The organism is Bradyrhizobium sp. AUGA SZCCT0182 (assembly GCF_018130185.1).
Classification (GTDB): Bacteria; Pseudomonadota; Alphaproteobacteria; order Rhizobiales; family Xanthobacteraceae; genus Bradyrhizobium.
In genome coordinates this window covers 48,902-63,776 of record NZ_JAFCLY010000015.1, presented here as the reverse complement: position 1 = coordinate 63,776, position 14,875 = coordinate 48,902, and the positions used below count along the sequence as shown (strand labels likewise).

Annotated in this window: 11 protein-coding genes; 5 read left to right on the top strand and 6 right to left on the bottom strand. The window is 62.5% G+C overall.

Translation table 11 applies throughout. The features are described 5' to 3' along the window. Positions 1–346 precede the first annotated feature (346 nt). Positions 347–2,011, top strand: a complete 1,665-nt coding sequence (locus JQ611_RS17765; RefSeq protein ID WP_212390938.1) for an Ig-like domain repeat protein — start codon at positions 347–349, stop codon at positions 2,009–2,011. A gap of 52 nt (positions 2,012–2,063) precedes the next feature. On the opposite strand, the gene JQ611_RS17760 is transcribed toward JQ611_RS17765, so the two are convergent. From JQ611_RS17760 to JQ611_RS17735, 6 genes are all read right to left on the bottom strand, one after another. Beyond that, the gene (locus tag JQ611_RS17760; protein ID WP_212466130.1) at positions 2,064–2,846 is read right to left on the bottom strand and encodes an enoyl-CoA hydratase/isomerase family protein; all 783 of its coding nucleotides are present in this window, start codon (positions 2,844–2,846) and stop codon (positions 2,064–2,066) included. A gap of 72 nt (positions 2,847–2,918) precedes the next feature. After that, a complete protein-coding gene (locus JQ611_RS17755) occupies positions 2,919–5,012 on the bottom strand; it encodes a molybdopterin oxidoreductase family protein (RefSeq protein WP_212263951.1) in 2,094 nt (697 codons plus the stop codon). Between the two features lie 172 nt (positions 5,013–5,184). Continuing rightward, entirely contained in the window at positions 5,185–5,802 is a 618-nt protein-coding gene (locus JQ611_RS17750) for an Isoquinoline 1-oxidoreductase subunit (RefSeq protein WP_212263950.1), read from the bottom strand. 22 nt (positions 5,803–5,824) lie between these two features. Continuing rightward, the gene (locus tag JQ611_RS17745; protein WP_212263949.1) at positions 5,825–6,349 is read right to left on the bottom strand and encodes a (2Fe-2S)-binding protein; all 525 of its coding nucleotides are present in this window, start codon (positions 6,347–6,349) and stop codon (positions 5,825–5,827) included. Further along, entirely contained in the window at positions 6,346–9,120 is a 2,775-nt protein-coding gene (locus tag JQ611_RS17740) for a xanthine dehydrogenase family protein molybdopterin-binding subunit (protein WP_212466129.1), read from the bottom strand. The genes JQ611_RS17745 and JQ611_RS17740 overlap by 4 nt, the downstream gene beginning before the upstream one ends. A 30-nt stretch (positions 9,121–9,150) precedes the next feature. Further along, positions 9,151–10,242 (bottom strand): hypothetical protein, encoded by a 1,092-nt coding sequence (locus tag JQ611_RS17735; protein ID WP_212466128.1) that lies wholly within the window; start codon positions 10,240–10,242, stop codon positions 9,151–9,153. Positions 10,243–10,554: 312 nt separating this feature from the next. Between JQ611_RS17735 and JQ611_RS17730 the strand changes: the two genes are divergently transcribed. From JQ611_RS17730 to JQ611_RS17715, 4 genes are read left to right on the top strand one after another with little or no spacing between them, the layout of a single operon-like run. Continuing rightward, positions 10,555–11,529 (top strand): tripartite tricarboxylate transporter substrate binding protein, encoded by a 975-nt coding sequence (locus JQ611_RS17730; protein WP_212466127.1) that lies wholly within the window; start codon positions 10,555–10,557, stop codon positions 11,527–11,529. Between the two features lie 27 nt (positions 11,530–11,556). Continuing rightward, the gene (locus tag JQ611_RS17725) at positions 11,557–12,027 is read left to right on the top strand and encodes a (2Fe-2S)-binding protein (protein WP_212466126.1); all 471 of its coding nucleotides are present in this window, start codon (positions 11,557–11,559) and stop codon (positions 12,025–12,027) included. Beyond that, entirely contained in the window at positions 12,024–14,165 is a 2,142-nt protein-coding gene (locus JQ611_RS17720) for a molybdopterin cofactor-binding domain-containing protein (RefSeq protein ID WP_212466125.1), read from the top strand. The genes JQ611_RS17725 and JQ611_RS17720 overlap by 4 nt, the downstream gene beginning before the upstream one ends. Next, on the top strand, positions 14,162–14,869 hold the full coding sequence (locus tag JQ611_RS17715; protein ID WP_212466124.1) for a substrate-binding domain-containing protein: 708 nt from the start codon (positions 14,162–14,164) through the stop codon (positions 14,867–14,869). The genes JQ611_RS17720 and JQ611_RS17715 overlap by 4 nt, the downstream gene beginning before the upstream one ends. Positions 14,870–14,875: the final 6 nt, after the last annotated feature.

The following is a 14,875-nucleotide window of genomic DNA, read 5'->3' as shown; positions in this document are numbered from 1 at the left end:
GCAACATGCCTGAAGCGATTGTCAAAACCCGCCCTGGCCGCATTAATCGGAGTTCCGACTCCGATACCATCGACTCATAATTAAGCAATTTCCTACGATGGGTTTGGGGGCTGACGTGCTGGGAATGGGGAATGCACGCCGCTCCAAGCGGCGGCTTGGGAGTTCGAATGCCGCTTGGGCGCTGACGCTCGGGTTATGCGCGAGCCTTTTGGCGCCGGCAGCCGCGTTCGCTTCAGCTGGATGTGATGCCGTAAACGGTGGCACGCTCAATTTTACGAAAACGGTGGGCGGCACCGTCAATAGTCCACCCGTCAATGCTGCTTTTTCAGCCGGCGAAAAGTTGACATTGACCGTTACTAATCCGGGCAATGCTGCTTCTCTCAATACGCCAAATTCGCTGGTCCTGAGGCTGGGCGCCGCGGCAGTGAACGGCAATTCGATTGCCAATGGAACGACGCTGAGCCTGACCGCGAACGGCACCGAAGTATTCGCACAATCGGGGGTCGGCGAGACCGCCGCCGCCAGCATAACCATTGCCGTCGTCTGCCAGGCCGTAGCGGCTGCAACAACGACGACGGTGACGTCATCGCTCAATCCATCCGCCGTCGGCCAATCCGTCACCTTCACCGCTACCGTCAGTGGTACCGGCGGCACACCGACGGGAACGGTGAACTTTCTCGACGGCGGCGCCGTGATCGGTAACGGCGCACTCGCAGGAGGCGTCGCAACTTTCACGACCGCAAACCTTACGCAGGGAAACCACAGCATCACCGCCGCCTACGCTGGTGCAGGAAGCTTTACCGCGAGTACGTCGGCGGCTTTGACTCAGGCGGTCGGCGGCACGGCTGACAGCGCCAAGTTACAGGCGCTGCAAGCGATGGCCACCAAGGTTGTCGCGCAGAATTCCGGTTCGGCGATATCGGGCGCGGTCGACAGCGCCATATCAGAGGGCTTTGGCGGCGGCGGTCCGCCCGCCACTGTCAGTGGCGGAGGCGTTCGCTTCAATTTCGCGGCTGACCCGGACGGAAAGCCGGATACCATCGCGCATGCCGCGGATCCATTCAGCAGCGCCGGCGGCTCGTTCGGAACGGCGCGCAGCTTTGCACCGGAACAACGGGATCGCGTGAACGATGCCTTCGGCGCGCTGGCCTATGCCGGCGGTTATGCCAAGGCACCACCGCGTCGGGTCGAACAGCGGGATTGGTATGGCTGGGCCGAAGTCCGTGGCGCCCACCTGGATCGCTGGGGGACCGGTGGATTGGGCGTGGTGACCGGTGCCTCGTTGCTCTCAGGCGATCAAGTCAACCTGCTGGCAGGGGTTACCCGCAAGCTGACGCCGAATTTCCTGATCGGCGTGCTCGGCGGCTACGAGACCTTCGATTATCGATCCGACGCGCTGCAGGGACGGTTGAAAGGCGATGGTTGGACGGTTGGTTCGTACCTGGGATGGATGCTTGCGCCGAACATTCGCTTCGATGCAGCGTTCGCCTATTCCGGCATCGGCTATGACGGCAGCGCGGGCACTGCCTCCGGTCAATTTGGCGGACAACGTTGGCTGCTCTCCAGTGGACTAACTGGCACTTACCAAAGTTGGGGCCTGCAGATCGAGCCCTCCGCGCGGATCTATGCGTTGTGGGAGCACGAGAATGCCTACAGAGATACGCTTGGTATCCTGCTGAGTGATCGCAACTTCGCAGTCGGCCGCGCCAGTGGAGGCGTGAAGCTGTCCTATCCCGTGGCCTGGATATCGACAGCCACGCTGGTCCCTTATGTAGGGGTCTACAGCGATTACTATTTCAATTCGGACAATGTGACACTGGTTGCGGCTGTCCCCGCAATTCCTGTCATCAATGTGTTCGATGGCTGGTCGGCCCGCGCAATCGGCGGGTTAGCTGCAAAGTTCAACAACGGAGCACAGGTTGCGATCGGCGGTGAGCGTAGCGGCATCGGAGGCAGTTTCGGCCTCTGGACCTATCGCGCACGCGCCTCCGTATCGTTCGGAGCGCAATAACGCTGACCGATACACACTGCACGATCAGCGGTCGTGCAGATAACCGAGAAGCTCACCGCCCCGGCCATGACGGTTTGCGCTTCTCGCCAAACGCCTTGAGGCCTTCCTTGGCGTCTTCCGTCATGGCCAGCAAGGCAATCTGGCTTTCGGTGTAGGCGATGCTTTCGTCGAACGACATCGAGGCGATGGCGCGCATGGCATATTTGCCGCGCCGGATCGCTGTCGGCGATTTGTCGACGATACGGCTGATCAGCCATTCGACCTTGGTGTCGAGCTCGGCTGGCGGCACCACGTAATTCAGCAGCCCGGCGGCCTGAGCCGCCTTCGCATCGAACGGCTCGCCCGTCAGCGCCCATTCATTGACGAGGCGCGGTGGCGCCATCGATTGCAACAGGCTCATCACCTGCATCGGAAATACGCCGACCTTTACTTCGGGCAGCCCGAAAATCACGTGATCGGCGGCCACCGCCATATCCGTCATGCACAACAAGCCCATGCCGCCGGCCATGCAGACGCCTCCTACCCGTGCGATCGCAGGCTTGGTGGCATTCTGCGACAGCCGCAACAGATCGGCGTAGTCGACATTCGGCTTGGAAAAATCCATCGAGAAGGCAGCGCCGCTGTTCTGCAGGTCGGCGCCGGCGCAAAACGCCTTGTCACCCGCCCCCGTCAGCACGATGACGCGCACTTCCTTGTCGTCATGGGCGTCGCGATAACCCTTCGCAATACCGGCGACCACGTCGGCATTGATGGCGTTGCGCTTGTCCGGCCGGTTGATGGTAATCCAGAACGCCTGTCCGCGCTTCTCGCGTATTACGCTGCTGTTGTCGGTCATTGTTCCGCTCGCCCTGTTTGCCATGGATTGGCGAACATTTGCGGCAGGATGACGCCGGACTGCAAGCAGGATTTAAGCCGAGGGCATGGCCTTCTTCACCCAGACCTTGTTGTCATGGAACGCCGCACCGCCCACGGGGGCGACCGCCTCGGCTCCGGTCAGCATGTTGATACCGCGACCGCCGATATGGGCCTTGTTCGGCTGGATGGATTCCGCGATCAATACGCCGCGTCGCAGCCCGTCGAACAGCTTTACCGTCAAATTCGTCTCACCTCTCACGTTGCCGAGTGAGACGACATCCCCATCGGCGAGCCCGAGCGTCGCGGCATCATCGGGGTGCATCATCACCGAGGGCTCGCCCTCGCGCGCAATCGAAGATGGCGTTTCGTTGAAGCTGGTGTTGAGGAAGCTGCGCGCGGGACTGGTGGCGAGCCGGAACGGATGGGTCTCATCCGCTTCCTCGATAATCGTCCAATGGTCCGGCAGCGACGGCATCTGCGCCCAAGGTCCCAAAGCGTTGCCGAAGGGCGGGTTCGCCCAATCAGCCTTGAAGTGAAACTTCTTGTCCGCATGCGCAAAACCGTCGAGGTAATGCGAGGTGCGGAAATCCGGCTGGAGGTCGCGCCACAGATCCGCCTCCAGAGCCGCAATATCGCCATGGCCGCTCTTCTGCAGCGTCGCGTCGATCAGTTCGCGCGGCGACATCGTAAAACCGGGATGCACGGCGTTAAGCCGGCGACCGAGGCCCTGCAACACCTCGTGGTTCGAGCGGCACTCGCCGGGCGGGTCGATCAGCTTGGCGCCCACCGAAATATGCTGATGTCCGCCACCGTAATAGAGGTCGTCGTGCTCCATGAACATGGTCGCCGGCAGCACGATGTCAGCCATGACAGCCGTCTCGGTCATGAACTGCTCATGCACCACCATGAACAGGTCTTCGCGCGCAAAACCCTTGCGCACCAGCGCCTGCTCCGGCGCCACCGTCATCGGGTTGGTGTTCTGGATCAGCATTGCCTTGACCGGCGGTCCGCCCTTCAAGGCTTCCGCGTCACCGGTCAGGATACGTCCAATCTGGGACTGGTCGAGCCAGCGGGTGGTGCGATCGAGTGCATCGTGGCCTTCGATGATGGATTCATCGAACTTCCAGATCGCAAAATTGTTGAAGAACGCGCCACCGCCCTCGTGTTGCCAGGCGCCGGTCACCGCCGGGATACACAGCGCCGCATGCATCTGCGCCGCGCCGTTACGGCTCCGGGTGAAGCCATAGCCGAGGCGAAAGAACGAACGCTTGGTCTGACCGACCAGGCGGGCGAACGCCTCGATCTCCTCGACCGGCACGCCCGAGATGGACGATGCCCATTCCGGGGTACGGGTCGCAAGGTGCGCTTCCAGTTCATTCGGGCAATCGGTGTAGCGATCCATGTATTCGCGGTCGGCGTAACCTTCCCGGAACAACACGTGCATGACGCCGCAGGCGAACGCACCGTCAGTGCCGGGCTTAAGCAGGATCTTGATATCGGCCTGCTTCATGGTGTCGTTGTTGTAGACATCGATCGCTGCGATCTTGGCGCCGCGCTCCTTGCGGGCGCGCATCGCATGCGTCATCACGTTGACCTGCGTGTTCACGGGATTGGTGCCCCAGATCACGACGAGGTCGGACACGCCCATCTCGCGCGGATCGACGCCGGCGATCTTGCCGGTGCCGATGGCAAATCCGATGCGCGCGACGTTCGCGCAAATCGTCGAGTAGAAACGGGAATATTTCTTCACATTGGCAAGACGGTTGATGCCGTCGCGCATCACCAGACCCATGGTGCCGGCGTAATAATACGGCCATACCGATTGTGCACCGAACTCCTTCTCGGCCTGATCGAAACGCGCGGCCATTTCGTCGAGCGCCTCATCCCACGATATCCGCGCAAACTGACCGGAGCCCTTGGGTCCGGTGCGGCGCATCGGATGCAACAACCGGTCGGGGTGATGAATGCGCTCGGCATAGCGGGCGACCTTGGCGCAGACGACGCCGGCGGTGTAGGTCTGCTGCTTGGAACCGCGCACCCGGCCGATGCTGCGGCCGTCGATCACTTCGATATCGAGTGCGCAGGCCGACGGGCAATCATGCGGACAGGTGGAGTGGCGGATATCGACCTTGGCATGCTGGTTCATGCCCCGATAGGTAACATCAAAATCCGCCGCCGCCGAGTGACTTTCTCGACGGGTACACCGGCGAAAACGGCAGCCAAGCCATGCATTAAGCGTACGATCGGCTGCCCATTGGCGTAGATCGCCTGCCCATCAATCTAGCGCGCGCCACAGTGCACGGTCTTTCGCGCAGGTGTTACTGTGCGGGACAGGCCGCGCCTGACTTCACCCAGGCCTCGACCAGCGCGCCGGCCTGCTTTTGCGTACCGGGCGCGGGGCTGCGGCCAACGCCCGGGGCCCAGGCCCAGCCGACGAGCGTATCTTCGCCGATGTGATGGATCAGATCCTCGGGCTTGCGACCGCCGTTGCGCGCGGGATCCTTGAGCTGCGTGCAAATTTCGGCAACCGTCTTGCCCTCCCATGCCATTTCGCGCGGCGCGAGATGCCATTCCGGGTGACCCGGCATGCGGCCGGGCTCAAAGTTCGCATTCTGATGGCAGATCGAGCAGCGCATCGCCGGAAGGCCGTGGCCATCGATGCCGCGCGCGACTGGTGGCTGATGCAGCCGGCTCTTATCACCTTGCCGCGGACGGTCAGTCGCCGGGTGGCAATTGGTGCAACGCGGATGGGTGAGCACCTTGCCGAGTTCAGTGAACATCGCCGCCGATCGTGCGTCCGTATCGGCGATTGATGCAAAGCTCTCAGGGCTGGCAAGGTTCTGGGGTGTAGTTTCGGAAACCGCGTAGCCCGCAAGCATGCTCGTCGCCACGGTGGCGATCGAGACGAGAAGCTGAAACCGCAGTTTCGATTTCATGTCGCCTGGTCCTCGCGCCCGGTCATTGGTTCGCCACAAGATAGCGCTTGGAATCCGCGAGGATCACGTCACGTACCGCTTCGTGATATTTGATATAGCCGGTGCAGCGGCAGATGTGTCCGTCGAGCGCTTCCGCGATGGTTTTTTCGAGTTCCGCGCGTGCGACCGGCGCCTTCGCCAGACGCTCCAGCAGCACCTGTCCCTCGTTCAGGAAACCGGCGGTGCAATAGCCGCACTGGAACGAGAAATGCTCAATGAATGCCTTCTGCAGCGTCGTAAGCTCACCGTTCTTCGCATGTCCCTCGACCGTGCGGATGACCTTGCCGTCGAAACTCACCGCAGAGACGACGCAGGTCGGGCTGGTGAAACTCGTTCCATCGGGATTGTCGATGATGACGGCGCAGCTCAGGCACTGCGCGGCACCGCAGCCGAATTTAGTACCGGTCATGCCGAGGTATTCGCGCAGGAAATCGTTCATCGAGAGATCATCGCGAACATCCGTCGGCCCGTGTGCACGGCCATTGATCGTGATGCTCAATCTGGTCACGCTAATACTCCCTTGAGCAGGCTGGCGGTCACCGGCAGGGATTGGAAGCGGCGGCCGGTGGCGTCGAAGATAGCGTTCAGGATCGCCGGTACGACCGGAACCATCACGACTTCCGCCATGCCTTTCGGCGGCTCGTCCGGCGTTAGCGGCGGCAGCACCTCGATTTCGAGATCGCGAAGCGGCAGGTCCGATCCGCGCGCGACAAGATACTGCCCGAGATTCCATTGGCCGTTGCCGGGACCGCCCTCGTAAGGCGGCAGGTTCTCCAGCAGGGCATAGCCGACGCCCATCGCAAACCCGCCTTGCGCCTGGCCCAGCACCACTTCGGGCACCAATGCCCGGCCGCACTCAAGCACGCTATACGCTTTGGCGATCCGCAGCGCACCGGTCGCGCGCTCAATTTCGACGCGGACCAGCGTTCCGCACATCGAGGTATAGGTGTTGCCGCTCTGGTTGTTGACGGCAGGCGGGAATCTGACGCTGACCCGATCAATCCGGGCGAACTTGCCGTTACCCTTCCGCACCGCCAGCGCATCGATCTCGGCGCGATATTGTTCGCCGTTAAACGGAAAACGCGCACGCGACCACTCCCAGCGGGAGAAGCTGTGCGCCACGGCGCCGGTCACCAGATTGCGTGCATGCGCCTTCGCGGCCAGTGCCGGCAAGGGCAGCGCGGCAAGGCCGGGAAGCACCAGTTGACCGTCTTTCCATTGCGCCTTCGCCCAATCCTTTCCGCGTGGGTCGTTCGGGGCGATGTTCCACAATTCAAGCGCCGCCGGCCACAGGCCGAAGCGGAAGATTGCACGCGCCGCCTCGGCCGCCGAATGGGTTCCAACATGCGCACCGACCGAGGCGCTGGTCGCCGTACTGATCGCGGGCACCCAGCGCGGGTCTTTCTCTGCCCGGTCCTGCGTCTTCTGATCCATCGTGTAGGGATCGCCCGACGTGACCAGCCCGAGGACGTCATAGCTATCGACGCGTGCCACCGAAACTTCGTCGGCGACGCCGCCGAGATAGATCGCCACCCGGTTGGCCAGCGCGGTGCCAATGCCGTTACCCATCTCGACATGGTCGCAATAGATCGTGATCTTGCCCTCGGCCGAGAGTTCGACACGCCCCAGCGAACAATCGGCGCCGGCGCCGTAGTCCTTGGTCACGCAGGCGAGCCCGGTGCCAACGAGAGTGCCAGGCCGCGCGGCTGATTTTTGCTGCGCGCGCTGCTGCCAGATCGGATGCTTCTCGAGCTTGTCGAGCATTTCCGTGGTGCGGACCGAGACGCTGTAGCGATTGCCGCACATGGTCCGGCCGTCGGGCTTGAGCGCGTTGCGGCGCCGGAATTCAATCGGATCGAGCGGTAAGGCAGCTGCGACTTCGTCGATCAGCACTTCCAGCGCGGTCATACTCTGCAGCGTGCCGTAACCGCGCATCGACCCGGCCGTGACGCCGCGGGAATGCACCACAACCGTGGTCACATCGACTTTGGGAATGTCGTAGATGCCGATCGCTGCAGTCGCGGCAACGGTTGCCACGTTGACAGAAAAGTTCGCAAGGCCACCGCCATCGAGCACATGGTCGGCGGCGAAGGCCGTGATCTTGCCCGTGCTCCGGTCGACCCCGATCCGGGACCGCATCTTGAATGGATGGCGCTTAATGCCGGCCTGAAACTGCTGATAGCGGTCATGCGCCAACCGGACCGGACGGCCGGGAAAGAACATCGCCGCCAGCGCCACATAGAGGACGAACGGGGAGTGGTCGCGGCCGCCGAACCCGCCGCCGACATAGGTGAACTGGGCATTGATGCGTTCCGGCTTGAATGGAGCGCTCGCCTTGCCGAGCATATGCTCAATCGATTCAGCCGCCTCGTAGGGAGACTGCACGCCAAGGACGAGTTCCAGGCTTTCGCTTTTGTTGTTGTACCATGCGATGCCGGCTTCCGGCTCGAGAAACATCGGATCGACGGATTGGGTTTCGAACTCGCGATCCAGCATCAGCAGATTGGAATTTTTCGCTGCGAGCTCGCTTCGAATTTGTTCGCCATGGACCGCGGCCTTGGAGTAAGGCGCCGGCGTGTCCTTTGCGAGGGGCGACCACACCGGCAGGGGCGATATCTGGGAGCGTCCCGGGCTGACCCAGCCCGCCTGGATCGGCGAATAGACATCGGGCGCATCGGGCGTTGGGCCGGCCACCCGCGTGAAGCGATAGGCACCGTAGTTCGGTATCGCGACCGGGCCGGTCTCTTCGCCGAACTTGACGAAGGTCCCGTCTCGCAACGCCAGCCGTGCCTGGTCGAATGCATCGAAAGTATCGAAGATCAACAGCGCGACCGGCTGCCCCATATAGATCGGCGTCTTGCCGACCGGACAGAACAGGTCGCCGGTGTAGAATGCTGGAACGCGCGTGCCGATTTTATCAAGCTCAGCCGCGGTCACGACCACCGACGGCTTGAGCGCGCCGCTCAGCCGCGCCAGATCCATCCCGGTATAGACGCGCGTGGCATCGGGCGCGCGAACCAGTATTGCGTGCGAGGTGCTTTGCGGCCAGCCCGGCAGGTCGAACGCGCGAAAATCCGACGCGTAGAGTTTCGCGCCGGTAACCTTGGCGACGCCGTCAATGCGGCCAGCACCATTGGCCGCTGGGTTCCAGCCCTCGCGTCCCGGGAGAGAGGCACGTGGGGGCAACCCGGCCGCTTCCGCCGATCCCAGCCGCGACAGGCTGAGGGCGATGCCGCTTGCCGACACCCATTTCACAAATTCGCGCCGCGAAGGCCGCATGTTCCTACCTGTCGGTCAACACTATCGGACCTACTTCAGATCGGCGATAGATGCCGGGCCCGGCCCGGGTGTCACCAATGTCGGCCATTGCTTGGAGCCGAACGGCACGACGGGCGGCAGGAACGGCGTCATGCCGCGTTTGCCGGTTTCCGCAACGATCGCGACACGCGCGTCGCCCCCCATCAGCTCGTAGTCCATCAGATGATAGTTGCCGAAGAACAGCGAGCCGACGGAGCGATCCGCAATGATGCGGGTCAAGGATTCCAGCATATCTGCCGGTGTCGTCGTGAACGAAACCGTCTCGATCAGCAGCAGCCGGCTGTTGATCGCATCAGGGCCGAAGAATTGCGCCAGGACGCTGAACAGCACGTTGTTCTGGCGAGCCACATAGATCGTGTTGCTCGCGGCATAGGTCTTGTCCCAGTCGGCGCCGAGTTGCTTTTTCCAGTCCGCCAGCACCGTCATCCAATGCCCGACTTGTGTTTGCGCCGCCCAAGCCACGTTCTTCGCCAGATACGGCGCCTGCTTCTTGCCAAAGGCCTCGAGCGCGGCGAACGGCACGACGCCCTTGGCGACGCACTCGTCCATGAACGCGAGGTTGTTCTGCAGGATGGTCCGATTGTTGTCGCGCCAACCGGGCTCCATCGGCGTGGCGTCGAGGCCATCGAGCGCCGATTGCATGCGGCTGCGATAGGCCAGCATCGCCCCGCGCCAGGATTTGTCATCGGGATTGTCGACATAGGGGCCGACGACCTGGGCCAGTGCCATCGTACTATGGCCGACCGACTTGAGCAGTTGATAGACGATCGGCACCTGCGGCGCATCCATTGGCGCCATCCCCGGCCGGTACAGGATCATCCGACCGCCGGCGCCCGAGAACAGGGCGAGAATCACCGGATGCTTGTCCAGAATGTTCTTCTGGAAGATCTTTGCTGCATTGCCATAAAGCTCGAACATGCCGGTGTTGAGCGCCAGCACATCCCTGGTCGCGATATCCGCGGCGGTCGCAGCTGATTTACCCGAGATCGGCGCCATATAGGCCGGAAGGGTCTGGGCATTGGTGACGGTATTACTGCCGGCGAGCAGAAGGGTAGCAACAGCCATGCAGGGGAAGAACTTCATGTCACATTCCTCGCGACGGGGTGTCCTGGATCAGCAATCAGCTTCCCACTCTCAATGATTCTATTTGCGTTGGCCACGGCCAGCGTTGCGTCGATGATGCAGATGGTTGCGGCTTGATTGATGCAATACGTCAAATAGGACGAGGGCACTTCCGGAAAAGAGCTGGGGACCAATTGGTCAAACAAGCCAGCAGCGCGACGAATGTCGCATCTGAAGGTACTGGCGATCACCGCGCGGATCGCTAGACTTCCCTGAAGCCAGATTGGGCCGGCAACCGGCCAAGCAGCACAAGACTGGGTTCGGGAGGTTGAAATGATCCGCTTGAGAGTGGCGCTTGCGCTGGCGGCAACGCTTTTCGCACAGGCTGTTCTTGCGACTACAGGTCTGGCCCAAGACTATCCCTCGAGGCCGGTCCGGGTGATCGTCCCGTTCGGCGCCGGTGGCCCTGCCGACGTCACCGCCCGCCAGATCGGCAGCATCCTGCAGGAAAGCTTCGGCCAGCCCTTCGTGATTGAGAACCGCACCGGCGCCGGCGGCGTCATCGGCACGCTCGAGGCTGCCAAGTCACCGCCTGATGGTTACACGTTGCTGATGATGTCGAACACCCAGACCGCCAATGAGTCCCTGGTGCCGCAGCGCAAATATGAGCTGATGCGAGATCTCGCGCCGATCGCTCCGGTCAACTATTCCGACCTCGTGATCGTGATCCACCCAAGCGTTCAGGCAAGGACGCTGCAGGAATTCATCGCGCTGGCCAAATCGCAGCCCGGCAAACTGAATTATGCGTCGTCCGGCCAGGGCACGCCGTATCACATGGCCGGCGAGCTGTTCAAGACCATGGCCGGCGTTGATCTTGTGCATGTGCCCTACCGCAACAGCGGCGAGGCGCGTAGCGGCGTGATTGGCGGCCAGGTGCAGATGATGATCGACGCGGTTCCGACGATGGCGCCCAATGTCGCGGAGAACCAAGTGCGCGCGCTGGCGACCACCGGCAAGACGCGCTCCACCGTGCTGCCCAACGCGCCGACGACGATCGAGGCTGGCGTTGCCGGCTATGAGGCGACCATCTGGCTGGGATTGATGGCGCCGGCGGGAACGCCTAAGGCGGTCATCGACAAAATCAATGCCGCCGTGAACGCCGCGGTGAAACGGCCGGATGTCGTCAAGCTCTGGACCCAGCAGGGCGCGGTTCCCATGGCGATGACCCCGGAAGAGTTCGACAAATTCCTGCGCGGCGATATTGTGAAATGGGCCGAGGTCGTCAAGAAGTTCGACAAGCCCCAGTAAAGTAGCGCCAGCCAAGGCCCACCCGCGATGCCGAGCGTTCGATTTCGCCTTAATGGCGTGGAGACCGACGTCGACGCCGATCCCGATCGGCCTCTGCTGGATATTTTGCGCGGGCAGTTCGGCATGACCGGTCCGCATTTCGGCTGCGGCGCGGGTGAATGCGGCGCCTGCAACGTCATGATCGGCGATCGCGCCGTGGCGGCCTGCGATACACCGCTGTGGTCGATAGCGGACAAGGACATCACGACCATCGAGGGCTTGGGGACTGCTGAGCGACCGCATCCATTGCAACGCGCCTTCATCGCCGAGCAGGCGCTGCAATGCGGTTATTGCGTCTCCGGAATTCTCATGAGCGCGGCCGCGCTGCTGAAACGAAATCCCAAGCCCGGCAGCCGAGAAGTGAAAGAAGCGCTCGACGGTAACCTTTGCCGTTGCGGCTCACATAACCGCATGGTGCGGGCAGTGCTGCGCGCAGCGGACGAGATGGCGGCGGAATGAACCAGCCAGCGCCGCCCCCGTCCCCGCCCAAATTGCCGGTGAATCTCGCGGCAAACCCGAAACTGTCATCCTGGTTGATATTTTCGCCGCAGGGACAGGTGACGGTCTCGCCGGGCAAGGTCGAGATCGGGCAAGGTATTGTAACGGCTCTGGCCCAGATCGCCGCCGACGAACTCGACATCGATATTGCGCGCGTGCAGATGATCCGCGCGTCGACGGCTGTCAGCCCCAACGAGGGCGTGACTTCAGGCAGCCTCTCCGTGCAACAATCGGGACGCGCGATGCGGCATGCCTGCGCCGAGGTACGCCAGATCTTTCTTCAACTGGCATCGGAACGGCTGGGTGTCGACATCGCTTCGCTCGGTGTCGAGGACGGCACCATTTCAGGGCCGGGCAATGTCACGACGAGCTATTGGGAGCTTGCGGAAGAAGTCTCGCTCGATCGCGACGCGACGCCTGATGTGAAACCGAAACCGGCCACACGCCGCGCGCTCGCCGGAAACTCGGTGCAGCGGATCGACATCCCCGACAAGGTCTTCGCGCGGGCGCGCTTCATTCACGATTGGACATTGCCGGAAATGCTGCACGGCCGCGTGTTGCGGCCGCAGAACGCGCGCGCGAACCTCGCCGGGCTGAAAGACGGCAATGTCCGGACGATAGCAGGCTTCGTCGCGGTGGTGCGCGATGGCAGTTTCGCGGGCGTCGTTTGCGAAACCGAGCATGGCGCGGAAGCAGCGCTGCAAGCCCTGCGCAAGGGGGCGGTCTGGGCCGACGGCGCCCCCCTTCCCGACGAAAGCGATTTAGCTGCATTCCTGAAGGCCGAACCCTCGGAAACAACGGTTGTCGACAAGCGCATAGCATCGTCGCCCGGTGCCAAGAAGCGGACCCTTCAACGGCAATATACCCGCCCCTATATCGCCCACGCCTCGATCGCGCCTTCCTGCGCCATGGCACAGTGGAATGGCGACCGCGTCCACGTCTGGACCCACAGCCAGGGCGTCTATCTCCTGCGCACCGATCTGGCGCTGGTTCTCAAACTGCCGGCCGAAAACATCATAGTGGAACATATAGAGGGCGCCGGCTGCTATGGACATAACGCGGCTGACGACGTTGCGCTCGACGCGGTATTGCTCGCCAAGGCCGCCGGCGGCCGGCCGGTGCGGGTGCAATGGTCGCGCGAAGGCGAGATGTCGGATGCCCCGTTTGGGGCCGCCATGACGATCGAGATTGAGGCCGATCTCGACGCAGAGGGCGAAATCACCGACTGGCGCCATTCCATATGGAGCAACGGCCATGTGGCACGGCCGGGGCGCGCGGCGCAACCGGCGCTGCTGGCGGGATTCGAACTGGAAAATCCGTTTCCGCGGATGATCTCGACCAATCCACCGCAGGCCAATGGCGGCGGCGGTGACCGCAACGCCGTACCTCTCTATGACTTCCCATCCTGGCAGATCGAAAGCCATCGCCTGACGACGATGCCGATCCGCACCTCCGCGCTGCGGACACTCGGCGCTCAAGGCAATGTATTTGCGATCGAATCCTTCCTTGATGAGATCGCCGCCGAGCGCGGCGAAGACCCGGTCGCATTCCGGCTGCGTCACTTGACCGATGAGCGGGCAAAGGACGTGATCCGCGCTGCTGCAAAGCGCGCCCGGTGGAAGCCGGAGAAGCAGCCCGGCATTGGCTACGGCATCGCTTTTGCCCGCTACAAGAACACCGGCGCCTATTGTGCCGTAGTCGCCGAGATTGAGGGCGCCGACGTTATCCGCGTCCGAAAATTGACCCTGGTGGTCGACGTCGGTGAGGCCATCAATCCTGATGGCGTCATCAACCAGATCGAAGGCGGCGCGATCCAGGCCACGAGTTGGGTGTTGAAGGAACGCGTCCGCTTCGACCGGCAACGCATCACCAGCACCAATTGGACGGAATATCCGATCCTTCGCTTCAGCGAGGTGCCGGAGGTCGAAGTCGAACTGATCCAGCGGTCGGAGATGGACCCCGTCGGTGCCGGCGAAGCTGCCCATGGTCCGGTTTCGGCGGCCATTGCCAACGCCGTGTTCGACGCGCTCGGCGTGCGCGTGCGCCATCTTCCAATCACGCGCGAAAGTATCATCGCTGCCATGGAGCAGACCCCGTGAGCAACCTGAACATCCTGAGCGGCGGCGCAGCACAGGGACTGGTCGGCAGCCTGGCTTCGAAATTCAAGGCGCAGACCGGTTTCGATATCGCGGGAGAGTTTGGCGCGGTTGGCGCCATGGCCGACAAATTGCGCAAGGGCATACCGGCCGACATCGTCATTTTGGCCGCAGCGATCGTGGCCAAGCTTGCCGAGGAGAAGCTGGTGGTCGCCTCGTCGATCGCAAATGTCGGCTTGGTCGAGACCGCCCTGGCCGTTCGCGCCGGCGATCCCCGGGTTACGGTCAAGGATACCGTCGGCTTGCGCGAATGCTTGCTTGCATCGGACGCGATCTACGTGCCGGACACGGTAGCCTCGACCGCCGGCATTCACGTTGCGAAGGTTCTGGCGCAACTCGGCATCACCGATAAAGTCGCCGCACGACTCAACATCTTCCCGAACGGCGCGACTGCTATGCGCGAAATGGCGGCATCCGATGCGCGACGTCCGATCGGCTGCACGCAATCGACCGAGATCATCAACACCAAGGGCGTCAGCCTGTCCGGGACGCTGCCACCCGGTTGCGAACTCGCGACTATGTACACAGCTGGCGTCGCTACCAGGGCTGCCCACGCTCCCCAGGCGCAGGAATTGATCGGCTTGTTGATCGGCGCAGGGCAACAAGAACAGCGCGAACGCTCAGGGTTTATCAGCATTCCGAAATAGCCGCAT

Bases quoted from the DNA above. Each gene is read 5' to 3' on its own strand.
- JQ611_RS17760 (WP_212466130.1), bottom strand. From the start codon at position 2,846: ATGACCGACAACAGCAGCGTAATACGCGAGAAGCGCGGACAGGCGTTC.
- JQ611_RS17740 (WP_212466129.1), bottom strand. From the start codon at position 9,120: ATGCGGCCTTCGCGGCGCGAATTTGTGAAATGGGTGTCGGCAAGCGGC.
- JQ611_RS17735 (WP_212466128.1), bottom strand. From the start codon at position 10,242: ATGAAGTTCTTCCCCTGCATGGCTGTTGCTACCCTTCTGCTCGCCGGC.
- JQ611_RS17730 (WP_212466127.1), top strand. From the start codon at position 10,555: ATGATCCGCTTGAGAGTGGCGCTTGCGCTGGCGGCAACGCTTTTCGCA.
- JQ611_RS17750 (WP_212263950.1), bottom strand. From the start codon at position 5,802: ATGAAATCGAAACTGCGGTTTCAGCTTCTCGTCTCGATCGCCACCGTG.
- JQ611_RS17720 (WP_212466125.1), top strand. From the start codon at position 12,024: ATGAACCAGCCAGCGCCGCCCCCGTCCCCGCCCAAATTGCCGGTGAAT.
- JQ611_RS17725 (WP_212466126.1), top strand. From the start codon at position 11,557: ATGCCGAGCGTTCGATTTCGCCTTAATGGCGTGGAGACCGACGTCGAC.
- JQ611_RS17755 (WP_212263951.1), bottom strand. From the start codon at position 5,012: ATGAACCAGCATGCCAAGGTCGATATCCGCCACTCCACCTGTCCGCAT.